Raw genomic sequence first — 21,692 nt, 5'->3', positions numbered from 1 at the left:
ATGGCTAAAACAGCACGTCGGCGTCCGGCTCCCGCGATTAAACTTTCGCGCTGGAAGTGGAGTGGTAAAGGCCCACAGGATAGACCGCTAAGCGGCGAAATGATTGGCCGTAGCAAAGCAGAAGTTGCCGCTGAGCTTAATAAACAAAATATTGTCATTCGGCGAATTAGTAAAAAAGGCAGCCTCGGCGGTAGCGGACGCATTAAACCAAATGATGTGATGATCTTTGCACGCCAAATGGCAACCATGATTCGTGCCGGCATTCCCATGCTACAGGCGCTTCAGGTAGTGGCGGAGAGCCTTAAAAAACCCGCCATGGTAGCGCTTGTTCAGGAATTGATGGGCGACGTGTCCTCGGGCTCGAGCTTTTCCGATGCGCTTCGCCGCCATCCAAAACAGTTTGATCGCCTGTTTGTTAATCTTGTCGATGCGGGTGAGCAGTCAGGTGCGCTGGATCAAATGCTGGATCGCATTGCGACCTATAAAGAAAAAGTTGAATCGCTCAAGGCCCGGGTTAAGAAAGCCCTTTGGTATCCCTGCGCCGTTATGACGATCGGCTTTGGGGTCACGATGCTGCTGTTAATTAAAGTGGTGCCTGAATTTGAAAGCATGTTTCAAAGCTTTGGGGCCGAGCTGCCAGCACTGACCCAGATGACCGTTAATTTATCGGAGCTTGCGCAACGCTATTGGCTAGCGGCACTGGGTAGCGTGGTGGCTACTGTGTTGCTGATTAAGGTAAGCGCTCAACGCTCTGCCCGCGTTGCCTACCGTATGCACGCGTTATTGCTGCGCTTACCGGTGATTGGCGACATCATGCATAAATCTGCCATCGCCCGTTTTGCGCGTACGCTAGCCACGACCTTTGCCTCGGGCGTGCCGCTGGTGGAAGGATTGGATACAGCAGCGGGTGCTACCGGTAATAAAGTGTACGAGCGCGCGGTAATCCAAACACGCCAGGATGTGGCTACCGGCCAGCAACTACACTTTGCCATTCGGATGACTAACCGCTTCCCTCCCTTAGTCATTCAAATGGTGAGCATTGGCGAAGAAGCTGGTTCTCTGGATGCCATGCTGAATCGCGTAGCCGACTATTACGAAGAAGAAGTCGATAATAAAGTCGATGCGCTTACATCGCTTATGGAACCTGTCATCATTGTGGTGTTGGGTGTGCTGGTAGGCGGCGTTGTTGTGTCCATGTACTTGCCCATCTTCGATCTCGGCTCTGCTCTTTAAGGTTGTTCACGCCGAGTAGTCTTGCAAATAGCTTATTTAAAAACGCGAAGGAGCGTCATGTACCCTCTTCCACTTACCGTGTGGTTACTTGCTGTATTGATCGCGCTTTGCCTGGGCAGTTTTCTTAATGTGGTCATTACGCGGCTACCGGTAATGCTGATGCGACTCTGGCGGAACGAGGCACGTGAAGCCCTTGAACTTAGTGCAGAACCTTCACCAAGATTCAATTTGGCCACGCCTGGCTCCATGTGTCCCCGTTGCGAGGCTCCCATCGCTTGGCACGACAATTTGCCGGTGATTGGTTGGCTTAAACGACGTGGCCGCTGCGCAAACTGCCAGGCGCCCATTAGCGTTCAATACCCACTGGTAGAGATTGCCAGTGGTCTTTTAGCGATAGCCGTTCTGGCTCTCCATGGCCTGACAGCAGCATCTCTTTTCATTTACGGCGCCTGCTTAGTGCTGCTAGCGCTTGCCGTTATCGACTTTCGTACCCAGCTACTACCCGATATTTTAACGTTGCCCTTGTTATGGGCGGGGTTGTTATTCCAGCTATTTTTCCAGCCGTTTATGCTTACTAATGCCGTCATCGGCGCCATGGCAGGTTATTTATTATTATGGAGTTTTTACTGGCTGTTTAAACTCATTACCGGCAAAGAAGGAATGGGCTATGGTGATTTTAAACTGCTGGCTGCCTTGGGGGCTTGGCTGGGATGGAGTTTTTTACCCTTATTACTGATACTTTCCGCAGGGCTTGGCGCCATTGTGGGCCTGGTCGCCCAAGCAAGCTCACCCCGCTTGCGAGGCGCCCCGCTGCCCTTCGGGCCTTTTCTCACGCTTGCAGGATGGGTAGCGTTATTAGTAGGTAATGATCTAATGGCATTGTACCTTCGCCTGGTTATCTAACTAGCTATTAAACATAAACCACTAAGAAGCAAGTTTTTAAACGTTAGCGATGTGAGGCAGCACTATGATTATCGGCTTAACTGGCGGTATTGGGTCAGGTAAATCGACTGTGGCGCGCGCCTTTGAAACATTAGGTGCCGCCTGGGTCGACGCTGACGATGTTGCCAGAGAAATTGTCTTACCTGGTGAACCGGCCCTGGTCGCCATTAAGCAACACTTCGGCGATCAGGTTATTCATCAGGATGGTACGCTGAACCGCCCCGCGTTACGTGAGATTGTATTTAAATACCCCGAACAGCGTCAGTGGCTTGAATCAGTGACTCATCCCACCATAAGAGCACGTCTTCTACAGCATTTGAGCCAGTTTGAAAAACAGGGCGAGCCTTATGTGCTACTGGTTTCCCCTTTACTCTTTGAGTCGGGACAAAACGAACTGGTAAGCCGCTGCCTCGTGGTGGACGTACCTCAATCGATTCAAATATCAAGAACCCAGTTACGTGACGAGATGAGTGAAAGCCAAGTGCATGCTATTCTCGCGGCCCAATTATCTCGTGAACAACGGCTGGCAAAGGCAGATGACGTGATAGATAACAGCGGTGATCATGCCAGCATGATGGAGCAAGTAGCTCGGCTTGATGTACGTTATCGGCAATTGTCTGCTCAGCCTTTATGATAGTGCGTTTGTTAACATTACCGGAGCTCTTTTATGATTCGCCCAGCCAACGATTCCCCGCTTGAGGTGAATTGCCCCCAATGCGCCAAGCCCGTACCCTGGCTACCAGCGAGCACCTATCGGCCTTTCTGCAGCAAGCGCTGCCAGCAATTAGATTTGGGCGCCTGGGCCGATGAATCACATCGCATATCAGGCGAGTCCGCGATGGACGAAGCCCATATAGAGACGCTACTGGCACAAGCCGATAAGGATGCGCCCCTCTCTTAATGATCTCTTAATGAGCCTTGCTCTTAGTGAACGTCGTTGTGAGTCATGCCTGTGTCTACCTCTGATCCTTCATCACCTGACTACCGCCTGTTGCTTCAACTGGAGCAACAGTTTGATCATTTACTCGACAGCATCGAAACGGCTGTCTCGTTATACGAACAGCAGCAACCGGCCTCATGGTTTTTTCACCAAACGACACCCGCACGGCACTGGCTGCGTGAAGCATTGTTCGATATGTGGCATGAGCAAGATCAAGATGGTCGTGAAACGCGGAATTACATCGCCATAGTGGCAGCCAATGATGAACTCTTGGTGGCGATAGACACTATTAACCAAGCTAAATCAGCCTTTAGTGACCTGCTGCAGGCTATTAAACAGCAAGCCCCTCACTCACTCAGTGAGGCCAAAAGTCGCTTGCCTGAGCGTCACCCCGGCGTGGATGAGATACTTCGACGCAATGGCCTTGCCCGCCTGCACCTTAAACAGAGCTGGCGACAATTGCCTATCGCTCCAGCACCCGTCTCTCGCGTACGCTTCGCGTGGTATAGCAGCGGCCGGTCTATTAAAAAACTAACGGTGCAAGAAGCAGAGCGTAAGCTCTTACAGCTTGATACTGACGCCCCCCACGTACGCATTCAACTGCGTAAACTAGCCAGCCTTCCCAGTAACGAGATACTCGCACAGGTACAAACCCAGGCCCCCCTTATGCGGGCCAACCTGTTTTTTACTGAACCGCTCGCTGACGGACATACCAGACGCGCCTTAAATGCGGCCATGCCTATCTTTGTGCCCGCTAATCATGAGCGCCTTCCTCACATTAACCTACCTGCATTACAGCCCCCTACCACGAGAACGCGAGCACGACGCCGTGATGAAAAACTAGAGCAGGAGGTGTTTTTACCGAGTTTACGCATTTATCGCTATCGATAGCTTATGCTTAACCCGAACATTATATTAAAGCGGTGCGGCGTCTGAATGCTCATCCCGCTGCCATAGGCCATACGCAAGTAGCGTCTCCGCCAGCTCTGCAAGCTCGTGATGACTTATGCCATATTCATGTAAAAGGGCTTCAAAGCGCTGTTTAAAGATTCGCTCCTGCTCATCCTTCTGTGCTTCTACATCCTCTTCCTCAAGCGCTGCCAGTGACCTTACAGGGGGCCCCGTCGGTATATCAAAGTCGCTATCGGGATCATCTAACTGACGTAACGCCTGAGCAAAAGCGTCATCCAATTCACGGAATTTACGCAATTTCTCGCGCTCATCTACCTGCTTTTGAACCTTTTGATATTTCATCGATGTTTCATTTACACCTTGCTTGAAATGGTCGATAAGACTGCCAACGTCACATTTTTAGCAAAAACTGTGCACAAACGCGTAAAACCACCAAGCAGACTTGTCTTTTCCTCCTCGTTATCAGCATAAGGATATCTTCGCAATGCATTCAACGAGACAAAGACACATCGGTGATAAACAGCGTTACTCGACACGGAACCGTCAGCAGTAACTCATTAAGTTGATGCTTTATATCAACAGATACCTATTGGTAGCCTTAACAGAAATAACACGCTTATCTGGCTACCGAAGATAGCCCCTTCGGCTAGGTTACCCACCCTTAAGCACTTGGAGAGTGCACTACAGCCGCACTACGGACGTACTACAGCCAAAAAAACAGATCTGGGTGAACCCACGTTCGAGAGACCAGACAATGTTCATTGCAAAGACCTGAACTGACATCAGACTGCAGGGCACACTTGATAGGCCATTTGGCATTGAAGGCCTTGCACGCCATATAGGCTATTCGTAGTCTCAAGTTCGGCTTCAGAACTGCAGTAGCGTCGATATCACGACAAGCACCTATCGTGAACGTGAATAACAGCGTATTGAACGTACAGCGGCATTGCTAGCGCTAACCCCATTAAATATAGCGTACATTGCGATACGTTGCGGCGACCAGCATCACTGTTCTTTTTCTCGTGCATTTCAACGCTTTTACCAGTTAACACCGCGCGATGACAGGCACTCCCTGAAGGGGACTTTTCATCACGGTGTCAAACAGCCAACGCCTCGCCATTGGTTGGCACTAAAATCGAAAAGCACAGCGGGCGTCATACGCTGCCAATGCGCCTCTATACAGCGCCTAAAAAATCAAAAGGCCCCAAGGGCGGCCAAGAGCAAAGCACTCAACAGGCGACCTTACAGGCGCGCCTGTAGCTATCCTCCACCTTCATTGGGTTACCTGCCTTGCTCGCCGGGAGAATAGAGGCGTTTAATCGTCTACCCACCGACATCGGTTTTATCTAGGCGCCGACAATGCAAACGCGATTGCGCAACCGCTGCCGTACCGGAGAGTGGAAATCCCAACTCATTACTTTACGAAAGCTTGCTTTAACGATTTTACTCATCTTTGCGGCGCTTTGACACACACGCTCTCGCATTTATTATTCGAGCAGAAGGGATACCAACTTAGCAATCACTCCCCTCGCACACTATACCAGGATACCCATTTTTAGGGCTACAGATCCCATTGCAAGGCAAGTAATGTGTTACTGGATAATAGAGGGGCACAGCGCAATAAAAAAACCGGCGTTTCTTAATAGAAAAACCGGTCATCAAATATCTTAGTCTTCCATGCGTACCAGCCAGGACTCGACGGCCTCATCGCCATGCTCGTCTTTCCAGTTACGCAGACCTTTATGGTTGCCGCCGCGCGTTTCAATTACTTCCCCTGTTTTGGGGTTCTTGTAAATCTTAAGACGACGCTTACGACGCGCATTACCGCTGGCTGTCGTTTTAACACTGCGCTGATCTGCGGCAGGATCTAATAAAGCAATCACATCGCTAGGGCGCTTACCAAACTCAGTCATAAGCGCTTCAAGCTTGGCCTTGAATTCCAACTCACTCTTGAGACGCTGATCACCTTCTAAACGCTGGAGATCTTCTTGGAGCTGTTTTAGCTGCTGCTCTTTTTGAATATATTCGTTAAGTAATGACATTGGGGTTCCTATAGTTTCAGTATCCAACTGAACGGGATTCAACTGAAAGGGGTTCAGCTGAGAAAGACGCTGACTTACAACCTTTGCGTCTATTAGTTCAGAATGCTGGGACATTATTGCTGTAAAAAAGCTAACTGACAATAGTCTAGTTGATTTTCACTCGATTACTAATCGTTTTTTTTTAAACATCAAAGCTAATAAAAGTATTTTAACTCTAATAGATCATGAACACTATATGCAGGCGTGCATTGCGTTATTACAAACAAAAAGCGCCGCCCTTATGGGCGGCGCTTTTTTTACAAACCAAGCACTAAAACCAGATTAGTCTTGGCCCATCTGCTGCTTGATCAGATCGCCGATAGTGGTCGGACCACCCGCTGCTTCCGGCTCTTGCTCACGCAACTTCTTAAGGTTCTGACGTGTATCGTCTTGATCTTTCGCTTTTACCGACAGATTGATCTGACGGCTCTTGCGATCAACACTAACAATACGCGCTTCTACGCTATCGCCTTCGTTCAGTACATTGCGTGCATCTTCTACACGATCTGCGCTGATTTCAGACGCTTTCAGTAACGCGATAACGTCAGTTGCCAATTCAACCTGAGCTTCTTTGGCATCAACTTCTATTACGCGACCTGTAACGATGCTGCCCTTGTCGTTAACCGACAGGTATTCAGCAACGGGATCAGAGTCCATCTGCTTGATGCCCAGCGAGATACGCTCACGCTCAGGATCAATTGACAGGATAACGGCTTCAGCTTCGTCGCCTTTCTTGAAGTTGCGAACGGCTTCTTCGCCAGTATCAGTCCAAGAGATATCAGACAAGTGAACCAGACCGTCGATACCGCCTTCTAGGCCGATAAAGATACCAAAGTCAGTAATCGACTTGATGGTACCTGAAACGCGATCACCCTTGTTGTAGTCAGTGTTGAACGTTTCCCATGGGTTAGCAGTGCACTGCTTGATACCCAGAGAAATACGACGACGCTCTTCGTCGATATCCAACACCATGACGTCAACATCATCGCCCACTTGAACGACTTTAGACGGATGGATGTTTTTGTTGGTCCAGTCCATTTCAGACACGTGAACCAAACCTTCAACACCCTCTTCCAGTTCAGCAAAGCAGCCGTAATCAGTAAGATTAGTGACTACCGCGTGAACCTTCATGCCTTCCGGGTAACGCTCTTTAATGTTGACCCACGGATCTTCACCCAACTGCTTAAGACCCAGTGATACGCGGTTACGCTCACGGTCAAACTTCAGCACCTTGACATTGATTTCGTCGCCAACGGCAACGATTTCAGACGGGTGCTTGATACGCTTCCACGCCATGTCGGTGATGTGCAGCAGGCCGTCGACGCCGCCCAGGTCTACGAAAGCGCCGTAGTCTGTTAGGTTCTTAACGATACCCTTGATCTGCTGACCTTCCTGCAGAGTAGCCAGCAGCGCTTCGCGCTCGGCACTATTCTCTGCTTCCAGAACCGCACGACGTGATACCACTACGTTGTTGCGTTTCGGATCGAGCTTGATGACTTTAAAGTCCAGCTCTTTATTTTCAAGGTGCGCAGTGTCACGTACCGGACGAACATCAACCAACGAGCCTGGCAAGAAGGCACGGATAGAGTCAACTTCAACAGTGAAGCCGCCTTTAACCTTACCGTTAATGACACCCTTGATGATTTCGTCTTTCTCGAAGGCTGCTTCCAGAATCTTCCAAGCTTCAGCGCGCTTGGCTTTTTCACGGGACAGACGAGTCTCACCGAAGCCATCTTCAACAGCTTCAAGCGCAACGTGTACGTCGTCACCGATAGAGATGTTCAGATTACCTTGCTCATCACGGAACTGTGATGCAGGAATCTGACCCTCAGATTTCAGACCAGCATTGACGGTAACCCAATCACCATCAATATCGACAACCTGGGCCGCGACGATAGCGCCTGGCTCCATGTTGATGTCGTTAAGAGACTGTTCAAACAGCTCAGCAAAGCTTTCGCTCATGTTGTTCCTACGTAATTACGTTGTTGAGGCATAAATGCCTTCTCCGCACCACTAGCAAGTGCGGGCCTAATGTCACTCAGCCTTTGGGAGTGTTAACGCTAGTTAGACCTGACCGGGCTCACCGATGTGAGTTTAGTGCCCTGCCACGTCGTGACACTTATCCAAAAGCGCCGCAAGGGAGAATCATAAGCCACTTACCAACCCTTTTTGGGCGAGCAGTTCGGTCAGTCGATCAACCACTTCCGGTATGCTCAGGCACGTGGTATCAAGCACAATCGCATCATCTGCTGGCTTGAGAGGTGCAACGCTGCGCTGCATATCGCGTGCATCGCGTGCCTGAATTTCCTTTAAAAGACTCGAAAGACTAGCATCCACACCAGCTTCCTGCAACTGTAGATAGCGCCGACGTGCGCGTTCGTCGGCACTCGCCGTCAGAAAAATCTTTAGCTGAGCCTGCGGAAAAACCACCGTGCCCATGTCACGTCCATCCGCCACCAGCCCCGGCGCCTGGCAAAAGTCACGCTGACGCTGCAATAGTGCTTGGCGAACAGCAGGTAGCGCAGCGACTTGAGAGGCTCGCTCGCCGGCTTGTTCGGTGCGAATCATCTGGCCAACATCTTCACCTTCAAGCAGCGTACGCGGCATGCCCTCTTCAACCGGAAACGCCACATCTAGCTGCTCGGCTAAGCGCGCCAACCCGGGCTCATCGTCTACGGCTACACTGTGCTTAACCGCCGCTTGCGCTGTCAGCCGATAAAGCGCGCCACTATCCAGCAGATGCCAGCCTAGCCGCTCTGCAACCAAACCACTAATGGTGCCTTTGCCTGCGCCACCTGGGCCATCAATCGTGACGACAGGAGCAGCAACACGATCACTCATGCGCTCCCTCCACCGTAACGCCCATACCAATACGCGTGGCTAATTCGACAAAATCAGGGAATGAGGTGGCCACATTAGCGCAGTCTTCAATCACAATTTCTGCGCTTGCCCGTAGCGATGAAATCGCAAATGCCATGGCAATACGATGATCGCCCAAACTATCGACACGCCCGCCGCCATAGCTCGCTTTTTGCGCATCGCCATTGCCGATAATATCGATGCCGTCTTCTACAACGGTGTGCTGCACGCCTAAAACAGCCAGGCCATCCGCCATGGCCTGAATGCGATCAGACTCTTTGACACGCAGCTCTTCCGCGCCTCTAAGACGGGTCACGCCTTCAGCATTAGCAGCGGCAATAAACAGTGCTGGGAATTCATCAATTGCTAACGGCACTTGCTCTTCGGGGATCTCAATTCCTTTCAGCGGTGCGTAGCAAATACGAATATCAGCCACCGGCTCCCCACCTACTTCACGCTCATTCTCTAGGGTTAAATTCGCACCCATCAAGGTAAGAATATTGATCACGCCAATCCGAGTGGGATTAATACCTACGTGTTCAAGAGTAATATCAGCGCCCGGAGTAATCGCAGCGGCCACTAAAAAGAAGGTGGCGGATGAGATATCCGAAGGTACATCAATGGGACCTGCGGTGAGCTTACCGCCCCCCTTGAGCCAGCAGGTATCCCCTTCACGCGAGACTTCATAGCCAAAACCGCTGAGCATTCGCTCGGTATGGTCGCGCGTCGGTGCAGGCTCCCGCACCCGCGTTTCGCCTTCAGCGTACAGCCCCGCCAGCAACAGACAAGATTTGACCTGGGCGCTGGCCATGGGCATATCGTAATGAATGCCTTTCAGCTTGGCGCCACCGTGAATCTTCAGCGGCGGGCGCCCTCCCTCAGCCGTATCGATGGTGGCGCCCATCAAGCGCAACGGGTCAGCTACACGCCCCATAGGGCGCTTGGTCAACGACTCATCACCGGTTAATTCACTATCAAACGCTTGACCAGCGAGCAGCCCTGAGAATAGTCGCATGGCGGTGCCCGAGTTACCCACATAGAGCGGGCCAGCAGGCGCTTTTAAACCGTGCATACCCACGCCATGAATGGTGACTTTACCTTGATGCGGCCCTTCTATCGCCACGCCCATTTCACGAAACGCCTGTAGCGTGGCTAAACTATCTTCGCCTTCCAGAAAGCCTTTTACCTCAGTCACTCCCTGCGCCAGTGCGCCCAGCATAATGGAGCGGTGCGACATGGATTTATCGCCAGGTACACGTAAACGCCCCTGGGCTTGACCGCCCGGCTGCACACGGTAGGTGACCTTACCTTGTGGTTGCATATGATATTCCGCCTGATAACTGGTTTTGTTTATTAAAGAGTCGAAATAATGCCGGGCATGGCTCGCCCGATCAAAGGTGGCAATCAGTGCATCACTGTCACCGGCTTCTACCGCATGACGCAATCGAGAAAGCCCCGCTTCAAAATCATCCAGCGATGCCAGCACTGCCTCTTTGTTGGCAATAAAAATATCCCGCCACATCACCGGGTCGCTACCGGCTATGCGAGTGAAATCGCGAAAGCCGCCCGCTGCGTAACGAAAAATATCAAGCCGCTCATCCTGACGCGCCAGCGTATCCACCAACGAAAATGCCAGTAGATGCGGCAAATGGCTGGTACGCGCCAACACTTGGTCATGCCGCTCTACGTCCATTTCCAGCACATCGGCGCCGCAGGCTTCCCATAAGCATCGCACGCGCTGCAAAGCATCACGATCGACGTTCAGCTCAGGTGTCAAAATAACCTTGTGATCGACATACAAATGCGGATTCGCCGCGGCCACTCCGCTTTTTTCAGATCCGGCGATGGGATGTCCTAACACCATGTTGGTCGGTACTTGACCAAAAACACGCTGGGCGCAGGCTCGAATAGTGGCTTTAGTGCTACCTACATCGGTAATAACCACGTCGGTTGCTGCCGAGGGTAACGCTTCAGCCAGGCTAGCCATCACGTTTTCCATCGCGAGTACAGGAACGGCCAAGACAATCAGCGAGGCACCCTTCACCTGCTCGCCAAGTTGCGTACCACCCTCATTAATCAGCCCCATCGCAATGCCGCGTGCAATCTCGTCGGCATCCGGATCACAGGCAGCGATATGCCCTTGAAACCCCGATGCACGCAATGCCGCCGCCAGCGAACCACCGATTAATCCTAGCCCAACAATCAATAGCCGCGGCTCATGACATTGCGGCATTTGACGCTTTATGTGTGCCGTCAACGTCACAGCACGCCCATGGGATAAGAGCCCAACACTCTGAGATCGGCCGCTCGCAAGCTAACTTCTTCGAGTACAGCTGCCACGCGAGGGTCATCGCGATGGCCTTTAAAATCGATGAAAAAGACGTAATTCCAGGCACCGGAACGCGAAGGGCGGGTTTCAAGGCGGGTTAAATCAATTTGATGGCGATGGAACGGCTCAAGCAAGGCATGTAACGTGCCTGGCTGATTACGCATGGCCACGACAATCGAGGTTTTATCCTCACCGGCCATGGGCACATCCTGATTACCAATAATTAAAAATCGCGTGGAGTTATCAGGGCGGTCCTCAATTTTCTCAGCAATATGCTCAAGACCGTAAAGCTTGGCCGCCATATCCCCCGCTATTGCCGCACTATGCCACTCTGTTTTGACTAGTTTTGCCGCTTCGGCATTAGAGGAAACCGGCACTCGCTCGGCATGCGGAAAGTGAGCATCAAGCCACTTACGACATTGGCCAAAAGATTGTGGATGCGAATAAATACGCGAGACTTTATCGCGCCGGGTGGTTTCACTGACCAACAAATGGTGATGGATACGCAGCACTACCTCGCCACAAATCTTGATGGACGAGTCCATAAAGGTATCCAGAGTGTGATTCACCACCCCTTCAGTGGAGTTCTCCACCGGCACTACACCGTAATGCACGGCGCCAGCCTCTACCTCTCTAAATACTTCGTCAATGGCCGCCATGGGCAAGCTAATGGCGCTTTCACCAAAATGCTTAAGCGCCGCCTGTTGGGTAAAGGTACCCTCAGGGCCCAAATAAGCCACCTTCACGGGCTGCTCTAACGCCAGACACGCCGACATGATCTCGCGAAACAGGCGCGCCATCTCTTCTGAATCAAGCGGGCCTTTATTCAACGCCATTATGCGCCGCAGCACATTAGCTTCCCGCTCGGGGCGGTAAAACACCGCATCCTTGTCCTCGGCAAGCTTGACGTGAGCGACTTGCTGAGCGCAATTAGCACGCTCGCTGATCAGATTCAGAATATCACTATCCAGCTGATCAATACGCTGGCGCAATTCATCCAGTTTGATCGACGTGTCGGACATGGTGGTTTAGCCCCTTGTTTGTTCAAAATCCGCCATAAAGGCGATCAGCGCATCCACGGCAGACTCTGGCACCGCGTTATAAAGACTGGCGCGCATACCGCCAACGCTGCGGTGACCCTTTAAATTAAGCAATCCTGCCGCATCGGCTTGTTGCAAAAACGCGCTATCCAGAGCGGCATCGGCTAGTACAAACGGCACATTCATCCGCGAGCGATTGTGTTTTGCAATAGGATTACTATAAAACTCGCTCGCATCAATCGCGGCATAAAGCTTATCGGCTTTACGCTGACTAATAGCGTCCATCGCGGCCAAACCACCAATGTCGTCTTTCAGCCACTGAAACACCAAACCAGCCAAATACCAGGCATAGGTGGGCGGCGTGTTTACCATCGAGCCAGCGTCAGCCAGCATTTGGTAATCGAATAAAGACGGCGTACCTGGCTTAGCGTTACCTAGCAAATCATCACGCACAATGACCAGCGTAAGCCCTGCGGGGCCTATATTTTTTTGCGCACCGGCATAGATGATGCCGTAATCAGAGACATTAATAGGACCCGACAGAATATTCGATGACATATCGCACACCAACGGCACACGGGTACCATCGGGGCGTTGTGCATGCGGAGTGTAATCAAACTCCAGCCCGCCAATCGTCTCGTTAGAGGTGTAGTGCAAATAGGCGGCGTCAGCACTTATGTTAACGGTTTCACGTGCGGGCACCTCGCGGTGCCCGTTCGGCTCACTACTAGCGGCCACATGGCAGTCAAAGCCTAGATGCTTGGCTTCGCTAAGGGCTTTTTTCCCCCAGATACCTGTTTGAATAAAGTTGCCACTGCCGCCCTTCCCAAGCAGGTTCATCGGCAGCATGGCGAACTGCATGCTGGCCCCACCTTGCAAGAACAGCACTTTATAGTTGTCAGGCACGCCGAGAAGCTGACGAAAATCCGCTTCAGCGCGTTCAGCAATAGCGATGAACTCGTCGCTGCGGTGACTCATTTCCATCACGGAAAGCCCACGCCCCTGATAATCCAGCAGCTCTTCCCGCGCCCTTTCAAGCACTGCGACGGGCAGGGCCGCTGGCCCTGCGCAGAAATTATAGTGACGTGTCATCGGTCCCCGTATCCTGTGCGTCATCAGTTGATTCGCCCGCCGGGGCGCCGTCTACGCTGTTGCTATCACTGGCAACCGTGTCGCTGTCGGCCATATCACTATCGGCTAACTCGGTGTCGCCAGGCTCATCAACGCGCACCGTCTTGACCAGTTTTTCTTCTTTACCCAGACGAATCAGCATCACACCCTGGGTGTTACGTGAGGTGGTAGACACTTCCTCCACACGTGTACGCACGAGCGTGCCACGGTCGGTAATCAGCATCATTTCGTCGCTGTCATAGACCTGCATGGCCGCCACAAGCGAGCCGTTCCGCTCACTGGTCTGCATGGCAATAACACCTTGGCCGCCCCGGCCACGCAGCGGGAACTCTTCAAGGCGAGTGCGCTTGCCGTAACCGTTCTCGCTGGCGGTCATGATATAGATTTGACCCTCAGCACTTTCAGAGACAGCGCCTTCTGGCATTTCACTGTCGACATCCGCTTCGGCATCAATCTGCTGGCTTTTGGGAATGATAAGACTAATGACTTCGGCATCGTCAGCCAGACGCATGCCGCGAACACCGCGGGCCGTTCGGCCCATAGCACGCGCATTGCCCTCTTCAAAGCGAATCGCTTTGCCGTTTGATGACAACAGCATGGCATGGTCATTACCGCTGGTAATCGCCGCGCCCACCAAGCGATCCCCTTCTTCAAGGTCAATCGCAATCAGACCAACGCTACGCGGACGGGAGAACTGTTCAAGGCTTGTACGCTTTACGGTGCCTTTGGCTGTAGCGAAGAAGATGTAGTTATCGGGGTTATAGTCTCGCACCGGCAAGATGGCGTTAACCGCTTCGCCCTCTTCCAGAGGAAGCATATTGACCAGTGGTTTACCCCGCGAGCCACGGCTGGCGTTCGGCATTTCATACACTTTCAGCCAGTACACCTTGCCGCGGTTAGAGAACAGCAGCACCGTGTCGTGTGTAGACGCCACCAGCAGGTGCTCAATGACATCTTCATCTTTCATGGCAGTGGCAGACTTGCCGCGACCACCACGGCGCTGGGCCTGATAGTCAGACAACGGCTGCGTCTTGGCATAGCCAGAGCGCGACACGGTCACCACCATGTCTTCTTCGGCAATCAAATCTTCCATCGAGAGGTCAAGATGGCTGGCTTGAATCTCAGTACGCCGGTCATCGCCAAACTGGTCACGTACCGCGTGCAACTCTTCACGAATGACTTCCATCAGACGGTCGGCAGAGGCAAGGATCTCGGTCAGCTCGGCAATTTTTTCCAGAATAGACAGATACTCATCAAGCAGCTTTTCTGTCTCAAGTCCGGTCAAGCGATGCAGGCGCAGCTCAAGAATCGCTTGTGCCTGGGCGGGCGAAAGCCGGTAGGACGTCGCCGCAGGATTAAGGCCAAAGCCTTCATCCAGGTCTTCAGGCTTACACGACGTGGCCCCTGCACGCTCCAACATGGCGGTCACCTGGCCAGGCTGCCACGTTTTAGCCAACAGTTTTTCACGCGCTTCCGCCGCATTGGGCGATGCTTTAATCAGCTCGATCACTTCATCGATATTGGAAATAGCGACGGCCAAGCCTTCCAACAAATGCCCGCGTTCACGCGCTTTCTTCAGTTCAAAGAGCGTGCGCCGCGTCACCACTTCACGCCGGTGACGAATAAAGGCTTCCAGCATCTCTTTTAGATTGAGCGTGCGTGGCTGGCCGTTTTCAAGCGCCACCATATTGATACCAAACACGTTCTGAAGCTGTGTCTGGGCAAACAGGTTATTGACCACTACTTCGCCGGATTCACCGCGCTTGATCTCGATCACTACCCGCAGGCCATCTTTATCCGACTCATCGCGCAGTTCAGCGATGCCTTCAATCTTCTTCTCTTTCACCAACTCGGCGATCTTCTCAATCAGCCGCGCCTTGTTCACCTGATACGGCAGCTCGGTAATGATGATGTGATCACGGCCGGTTTTATCGTGATGCTCAATGGTATGGCAAGCGCGCACGTAAATACGCCCGCGGCCAGTGCGGTACGCAGACAAAATACCTGCACGCCCATTGATAATCGCCCCGGTCGGGAAGTCCGGACCAGGGATATATTCCATCAAATCATCCACCGACAGCGTGTAGTCATCGATCAGCGCTAAACAGCCGTCAATCACTTCACGCATATTATGCGGGGGGATATTGGTCGCCATGCCTACCGCGATACCTGACGAGCCATTGATCAGCAGGTTCGGCACTTTGGTGGGCAATACAGCGGGGATACGTTCAGTACCGTCGTAGTTATCCACCCAATCAACGGTATCTTTTTCCAGATCAGCGAGCAGCTCATGGGCAAGGCGCGACATGCGCACCTCGGTATAACGCATGGCGGCGGCGTTATCCCCGTCAATCGAGCCGAAGTTACCCTGACCATCGACCAGCACATGACGCATCGAAAAATGCTGCGCCATCCGTACGATAGTGTCGTACACCGCGCTGTCACCGTGAGGATGGTATTTACCGATGACATCACCGACGACACGCGCCGACTTCTTGTACGGTTTATTCCAATCATTACCCAGTTCATGCATGGCAAACAGCACACGCCGGTGAACCGGTTTAAGACCATCGCGAACATCTGGAAGCGCGCGGCCGATAATGACGCTCATCGCGTAGTCGAGATACGACTGTTTGAGCTCGTCTTCTATATTGACGGGCAAGATTTCTCTGGCGATGTCACCCATGAAAGTTCGATCCTTTGCACTGCATTGGCACTGCGAGAGTTGAAAGCGCTTAAAAACACCGCCCTTGGAATTCTTCCAGAACGGCGCGCAAATACTTCGCCATCATACCACCGCAAAAGCAGCAAGGGCAGCCAGGCAGCTCGTCAACGTCTTTTAGGCGGTAAATGCCTCTTTTGCCAACGTTAAGTCCGCTAACGCCTGGCGTACGTCTCCCTCGATGGCAGACGCCTTATTGGCGCGTACATCAAGCAGTACAAAGGTGAGGTCTGCCTGGGCGATCAACGTTCCATCGCTGCGTACTATCCGGTGATGACATATGCCGCTGCGCTCCCCTACTTCGATGATGCCGGTCATCACTTCCAGATCATCTCCCTGACGTGCTGCCGCCAGATAATCAATATTCAGGTTCACTACCACAAACGCCCGACCAGCCTGATGGAGCTCCTTGATCATCGCCGGATGCTTGTCAAAGAAATCCCAGCGCCCTTCTTCCATGAACTCCAGATAGCGAGCGTTATTGACATGCTCATAGCCATCCAGGTGATAACCACGAACACGTAACTGAACCCGCGAGAGTGATGCACTCATAACGTCTCCTCTTATATGTAATTGAACATCTAGACAATTGAGCAAGGCTTAATCAAACACAAGTTTGAAACACACGCAACAAACTAGATTCGTCGCGGTATGCTGGTAGGAGAGCGCCGCTTTCGCCATAATGTGCCACCTTTTGAACAGGATTGGCTCCATGTGGTTTAAGCACTTGCATTTGTACCGCCTGCACGACGCGCCCGAACTGGATAGCGACTCTCTCGCTAGCGCCCTGGACGAGCATTCCGCCAAGCCACTGGGCAATGCGGACGCACGACGCTTAGGATGGACAGCGCCCGCAGGACGACTTGGCGGCGGACAGCTCGTTCATGAAATCCAGGGGCATCGGCTACTGTCAGCGCTTCGCCAAGAGCGCCTTCTACCCGCGTCGGTGGTCAAAGAAGAAGTCGACGAACAGGTAGCGGATATTGAGGCCAGCGAAGGGCGCAAAGTCACTCGCAAAGAGAAAACCGCCCTGAAGGAGCAGGTTACCGAGAATTTGCTACCCCGCGCGTTCGTGCGTAGCCAGAAAATTGATCTTTGGTGGGACACGCGCAATCAATTGATCGGCATCAATGCAAGCTCGCGCACCCGCGCTGAAGATATCCTGGATTTGCTACGCGAGACGCTGGGCAGTTTAAAAGTCACGCCACTAAGCTCGCAAACCTTGCCTATACGTGCCATGACCACGTGGCTGGGAGACACCGCGAGTCGGCCGGCCGACTTACAACTTGGCGATCAGGTAGAACTGAAGGCCAAAGGCGATGATGGGGTGCTGCGCGCGCGTCAGGTAGACCTGGACAGTGATGAAATACAGCAATTGCTTGAGAGCGGGCGCCAAGCCAGTAAACTCGCTGTCAGCCTGGAAGGACGCTTAAGCTTTGTGCTACACGATGATCTGGCATTGAAATCGTTGCGCTTTGGTGACGCCCTCATTGAAGAAGCTGACCATGCCGATGACGGCGATGATGCCCTTGCTCGCCTGGAAACAGACTTCATTTTAATGGCACAGGCGCTATCCGACGACATTCCTCGCTTGATAGAGTGGCTGGGCGGCGAGACGCAGCGTGAACCCGCTGCACAATAAAGGCGCTATAGTTATTCACACACTACTAGCACCTTTGACTGGCCAATCAGCCTCTCGCGTCGATGCTATTTTCGTTCATTATTCTTTATCATCCAACGGTCCGCATGACTCATCACAATAACGTTTCTGAACTCTCTACAACGACCGACCCTTGGGCCGACATCCGCCCCTTTATGGATCATGAAGTGGCTGAGGTGCTTGAAAGGCTCTCACGGGACAATGAACTACTGGATGCGCTCACCCGCTTTCGGTTGCCACGCATGGCGCGCTGGGCGCCCTCCTTGGCCCGCGGCTTCGCTAGCCGCGCCGTTCGCCGAGAAGTCAAAGACGTGTCGAGCGTGTACGAATTTCAAATGCGCATTGCCCATTATATGGAGCGCATGATTCGCACCACCACCGATGCCTTTGAAGTCACCGGGTTAGATAAACTCGATCCCGAAAGCGCGTATCTGTTTATTGGCAATCACCGCGATATTTCGCTGGATCCCGCCTTCGTCAACTATGCGCTTTATCAAGCCAATCGAGATACGGTGCGTATCGCCATCGGCGACAATCTGCTCAAGAAGCCTTATGTCACCGACCTGATGCGGCTCAACAAAAGCTTTATTGTGCCACGCAGCGCACGCGGCAAACGCGCGATGCTCGCCGCTTACCAGCAGCTGTCTGCCTATATTCGGCATACCATTACCGAAGATCAGCACTCGATCTGGATGGCTCAGCGCGAAGGGCGAGCCAAAAACGGCATCGACCATACTGAACCTGCCATTATTAAAATGCTGATCATGGCCAGACGAGCGTCTGAGCGCGACATGGTCTTTGGCGACGCCATCGCTGAACTCAAGCTCGTACCGGTATCGATTAGCTACGAATATGATCCGTGCGACGTGCAAAAAGCCCAGGAACTGCACGACATCGATACTCAGGGAAGCTATGCCAAAAGTGAATTTGAGGATATTCGCTCGATCGTGGCGGGCATTACAGGCTCCAAAGGGCGTGTGCGGCTTCATTTCGGCTCACCGGTAGGCGCTGATATGGCCACTCCCGATGAAGTCGCTGCTGAGATCGATCGCCAAGTAATCGGTGGCTATCGTCTATTCCCCAGCCATTATTTAGCCCTGGAAGCACTGGGCGAAGCACCTGAGCTGGTCGCACGCAAAGCCATTACGCGTCAGGATAGAGAGCGCTTTAACGCCCGCTTAGCGTCCGTGCCTGAGCCATTGCGTCCTTACTGGCTTGCCCAGTACGCCAACCCTGTTAAACATAAAGCAGGCCGTTTGACCCTATAATGCCAGTCAACGCTTGGGCAACTCATGCTCGCTGACGGAAAAAATGCTATGGTCATCGCATTGATTGTTGTCGCTAGGCGCTGTCGTCAGCCGCGATTCTAAGGAGATTCCCATGTCCGCTTCAGAAATTCAGAAAACGCGCATTATCAATGAACTACGTGGCTTTATTCGGAAGTTACTACAAGATCCTAATATTCTTGAGCAATCCATGGTCATCGCGCGTCAGCAGTTGAAAGAGGGCAATAGTGCAGCGGTGATGGCACGGATTGCCAACGAGATATCCGACACGACCAGCGTGCATATCCCGGAAGACCCGGCTGAGCACTCTGAGGCGGATAAACTCTTTTTAGAACTCCTGCGCGAAGTGGTTCAAGAAGAGCAAGCGCTGTATTAACTGTTGCCCGTGGCAACGCCAGCGGCGGAGCATGTAGCGACTTCGCCGTCTTTTTTGTTATCGCCTGACCGGCACCATTATTCACTCGGAATACATTTTCACCATGCCTACTACTGCCACGCGCAACATTTTGGTGACTAGCGCGCTCCCTTACGCCAACGGAGCTATTCACCTTGGTCATTTACTTGAATATATCCAGACTGATATCTGGGTACGTTTCCAAAAAAGCCGTGGCCAACAGTGCTACTACGTGTGCGCCGACGACGCCCATGGCACTGCCATCATGCTGCGTGCCGAGCAGGAAGGAATTACCCCCGAAGCGCTGATTGAACGCGTATCGCAAGATCATCAGACGGATTTTGCCCGGTTTGGAGTTGGGTTCGATAACTATCACTCGACCCACTCTGACGAAAACCGCCACTTCAGCGAAATGATCTATAAGCGTCTGCGTGATAAGGGCCATATCGCTACGCGCGATATTGAGCAGATGTTTGATCCACAAAAAGGGCTGTTTTTAGCCGACCGGTTTATTAAAGGCACCTGCCCCAAGTGCGGCGCCGATGACCAGTACGGCGATAACTGCGAGAAGTGTGGCGCCACTTATACCCCAGCGGATTTGATCAACCCTGTCTCGGCTATTTCAGGCGCGACCCCTGAGGTGCGTACCTCTACCCACTACTTTTTCAAACTTCCCGATTTTGCCGACTTCTTACAGCGCTGGATTGATGACGGCCATGTTCAACCGCAAATCCGCAATAAACTGATGGAGTGGTTTGAATCCGGGTTTAATGAGTGGGATATTTCTCGCGACGCGCCCTACTTTGGGTTTGAAATACCCGACGCTCCCGGCAAATACTTTTATGTTTGGCTGGATGCCCCGATTGGCTACTTAGCGAGTTTCAAGAATCTCTGCGACCGCGAAGGGATCGATTTCGACAGCTACTGGAAAAAAGATTCAGACGCCGAGGTTTATCACTTTATCGGCAAAGATATTGTCTATTTCCATGCGCTGTTCTGGCCTGCCATGTTGCATGGCGCAGACCTGCGTACTCCCACTGCCGTTAATTGCCACGGTTTCTTGACGGTGGACGGCGCCAAAATGTCGAAGTCACGCGGCACGTTTATTAAAGCCGCCACGTATGCCGACCATCTCAATCCTGAGTATCTGCGCTACTACTTTGCCGCTAAGCTCACGTCCAAAGTCGATGACCTGGATTTGAATCTGGAAGATTTTTCTGCGCGGGTAAATTCAGATTTAGTCGGTAAAGTGGTAAATATTGCCAGTCGTTGCGCCGGGTTTGTGAAAAAGATAGGCGGTGGAACGTTGTCAGCACACTGTGCTGAACCACAAATGGTTGCCCGCTTTATAGCGGCGGGTGACGACATCGCCAATGATTTTGAAGCACGCGAATTCAGCCGCGCCATGCGCAAAATCATGGAGCTGGCGGACGAGGCCAATACTTATATTGCCGAAAAAGAGCCGTGGGCACTGGCCAAGCAGGATGGACGCGATGCCGAAGTACTCGACATTTGCTCGGTGGGCATTAATTTATTCCGCCAACTGATGGTTTATCTGGCCCCTGTGGTGCCAGCAATGGCCGAACAAGCACGCGACTTCCTAAACGTTGATTCGCTCGACTGGCACAGCCGCCAACGCGTCCTGACCGATCACCCCATCAACAAATTCAAGCCGTTGATGACGCGCGTTGAACGCGACAACATCGATGCCATGATTGAAGCGTCGAAGGAAGATCTGGTGGAAGAGAAAAAATTGAAAGAAGCCCCCAAAGGCCCGCTGACGGAAACTCCCATCGCGGAAGAAATTGACTTCGCGGCCTTTGCGAAAGTCGATCTACGCATTGCCCGTATTATCAAGGCGCAGTATGTCGAAGGCGCGGATAAGCTGCTACAGCTCACGCTGGACCTGGGTGGCGAAACCCGCAACGTGTTTTCGGGCATTCGTGCTGCCTACGCCCCCGAAGCATTAGAGGGACGCTTGACGGTCATGGTGGCTAACCTCGCGCCGCGGAAGATGCGCTTTGGCTTGTCGGAAGGGATGGTGCTGGCCTCCGCCAATGAAGACGGCATTTATTTACTCTCCCCCGATACCGGTGCCGAACCGGGTCAGCGGGTAACGTAACCAGCAGTGCATACCATCATGGGGCAAAGGCGAACCGCCTT

The 21,692-nt window shown here is 52.5% G+C and carries 18 protein-coding genes; 9 read left to right on the top strand and 9 right to left on the bottom strand.

Annotation, left to right across the window (positions count from 1 at the left end; translation table 11 throughout):
• From ACFFLD_RS11740 to ACFFLD_RS11720, 5 genes are all read left to right on the top strand, one after another.
• Window positions 1-1,233 carry a type II secretion system F family protein gene (locus ACFFLD_RS11740; RefSeq protein ID WP_386040361.1) on the top strand — a complete coding sequence of 411 codons (1,233 nt, stop codon included), beginning with the start codon at window positions 1-3 and terminating at the stop codon, window positions 1,231-1,233.
• A 57-nt stretch (window positions 1,234-1,290) separates the two neighbouring features.
• Window positions 1,291-2,136 carry a prepilin peptidase gene (locus tag ACFFLD_RS11735; protein ID WP_386040359.1) on the top strand — a complete coding sequence of 282 codons (846 nt, stop codon included), beginning with the start codon at window positions 1,291-1,293 and terminating at the stop codon, window positions 2,134-2,136.
• Between the two features lie 64 nt (window positions 2,137-2,200).
• Window positions 2,201-2,809 carry a dephospho-CoA kinase gene (gene coaE / locus ACFFLD_RS11730; RefSeq protein WP_386040356.1) on the top strand — a complete coding sequence of 203 codons (609 nt, stop codon included), beginning with the start codon at window positions 2,201-2,203 and terminating at the stop codon, window positions 2,807-2,809.
• Between the two features lie 33 nt (window positions 2,810-2,842).
• Entirely contained in the window at window positions 2,843-3,076 is a 234-nt protein-coding gene (gene yacG / locus ACFFLD_RS11725; RefSeq protein ID WP_386040354.1) for a DNA gyrase inhibitor YacG, read from the top strand.
• 51 nt (window positions 3,077-3,127) lie between these two features.
• Window positions 3,128-4,006, top strand: coding sequence for a DNA replication terminus site-binding protein (locus ACFFLD_RS11720; protein ID WP_386040352.1), 879 nt, complete (start codon window positions 3,128-3,130; stop codon window positions 4,004-4,006).
• A gap of 24 nt (window positions 4,007-4,030) precedes the next feature.
• Here the strand turns inward: ACFFLD_RS11720 and ACFFLD_RS11715 are convergent, their stop codons facing one another.
• The 9 genes from ACFFLD_RS11715 to ACFFLD_RS11675 all read right to left on the bottom strand — a co-directional run bounded on the left by ACFFLD_RS11715 (window position 4,031) and on the right by ACFFLD_RS11675 (window position 16,741).
• Window positions 4,031-4,369 (bottom strand): hypothetical protein, encoded by a 339-nt coding sequence (locus tag ACFFLD_RS11715; RefSeq protein WP_386040350.1) that lies wholly within the window; start codon window positions 4,367-4,369, stop codon window positions 4,031-4,033.
• Between the two features lie 1,325 nt (window positions 4,370-5,694).
• On the bottom strand, window positions 5,695-6,069 hold the full coding sequence (locus ACFFLD_RS11710) for a histone-like nucleoid-structuring protein, MvaT/MvaU family (RefSeq protein ID WP_386040348.1): 375 nt from the start codon (window positions 6,067-6,069) through the stop codon (window positions 5,695-5,697).
• Between the two features lie 321 nt (window positions 6,070-6,390).
• A complete protein-coding gene (gene rpsA, locus ACFFLD_RS11705; protein WP_386040346.1) occupies window positions 6,391-8,070 on the bottom strand; it encodes a 30S ribosomal protein S1 in 1,680 nt (559 codons plus the stop codon).
• A gap of 183 nt (window positions 8,071-8,253) precedes the next feature.
• A complete protein-coding gene (gene cmk / locus ACFFLD_RS11700; protein WP_386040344.1) occupies window positions 8,254-8,949 on the bottom strand; it encodes a (d)CMP kinase in 696 nt (231 codons plus the stop codon).
• Window positions 8,942-11,200, bottom strand: coding sequence for a bifunctional prephenate dehydrogenase/3-phosphoshikimate 1-carboxyvinyltransferase (locus ACFFLD_RS11695; protein WP_386040342.1), 2,259 nt, complete (start codon window positions 11,198-11,200; stop codon window positions 8,942-8,944). Before ACFFLD_RS11695 ends, cmk begins: the two co-directional genes overlap by 8 nt.
• 26 nt (window positions 11,201-11,226) lie before the next feature.
• The gene (gene pheA, locus ACFFLD_RS11690) at window positions 11,227-12,318 is read right to left on the bottom strand and encodes a prephenate dehydratase (protein WP_386040340.1); all 1,092 of its coding nucleotides are present in this window, start codon (window positions 12,316-12,318) and stop codon (window positions 11,227-11,229) included.
• Window positions 12,319-12,324: 6 nt separating this feature from the next.
• Window positions 12,325-13,428 carry a 3-phosphoserine/phosphohydroxythreonine transaminase gene (gene serC, locus ACFFLD_RS11685; RefSeq protein WP_386040338.1) on the bottom strand — a complete coding sequence of 368 codons (1,104 nt, stop codon included), beginning with the start codon at window positions 13,426-13,428 and terminating at the stop codon, window positions 12,325-12,327.
• Window positions 13,412-16,153, bottom strand: coding sequence for a DNA gyrase subunit A (gyrA, locus tag ACFFLD_RS11680; RefSeq protein WP_386040336.1), 2,742 nt, complete (start codon window positions 16,151-16,153; stop codon window positions 13,412-13,414). The genes serC and gyrA overlap by 17 nt, the downstream gene beginning before the upstream one ends.
• 153 nt (window positions 16,154-16,306) lie before the next feature.
• Complete coding sequence (locus ACFFLD_RS11675; RefSeq protein WP_386040334.1) at window positions 16,307-16,741, bottom strand: acyl-CoA thioesterase; 435 nt, start codon at window positions 16,739-16,741, stop codon at window positions 16,307-16,309.
• Between the two features lie 160 nt (window positions 16,742-16,901).
• On the opposite strand from ACFFLD_RS11675, the gene ACFFLD_RS11670 reads away from it, so the two are divergent.
• From ACFFLD_RS11670 to metG, 4 genes are all read left to right on the top strand, one after another.
• On the top strand, window positions 16,902-17,831 hold the full coding sequence (locus tag ACFFLD_RS11670; protein WP_386040332.1) for a recombination-associated protein RdgC: 930 nt from the start codon (window positions 16,902-16,904) through the stop codon (window positions 17,829-17,831).
• 104 nt (window positions 17,832-17,935) lie between these two features.
• Entirely contained in the window at window positions 17,936-19,117 is a 1,182-nt protein-coding gene (locus ACFFLD_RS11665; protein ID WP_386040330.1) for a 1-acyl-sn-glycerol-3-phosphate acyltransferase, read from the top strand.
• Between the two features lie 112 nt (window positions 19,118-19,229).
• Entirely contained in the window at window positions 19,230-19,511 is a 282-nt protein-coding gene (locus tag ACFFLD_RS11660) for a hypothetical protein (RefSeq protein ID WP_386040328.1), read from the top strand.
• A 103-nt stretch (window positions 19,512-19,614) separates the two neighbouring features.
• Window positions 19,615-21,651, top strand: coding sequence for a methionine--tRNA ligase (gene metG, locus ACFFLD_RS11655; RefSeq protein ID WP_386040326.1), 2,037 nt, complete (start codon window positions 19,615-19,617; stop codon window positions 21,649-21,651).
• Window positions 21,652-21,692 lie beyond the last annotated feature (41 nt).

Source organism: Vreelandella sulfidaeris (assembly GCF_042429665.1).
In the GTDB taxonomy this organism is placed as follows: Bacteria; Pseudomonadota; Gammaproteobacteria; order Pseudomonadales; family Halomonadaceae; genus Vreelandella.
The sequence above is the reverse complement of the archived record's forward strand: the minus strand, read 5'-3'. Positions and strand labels throughout refer to the sequence as shown.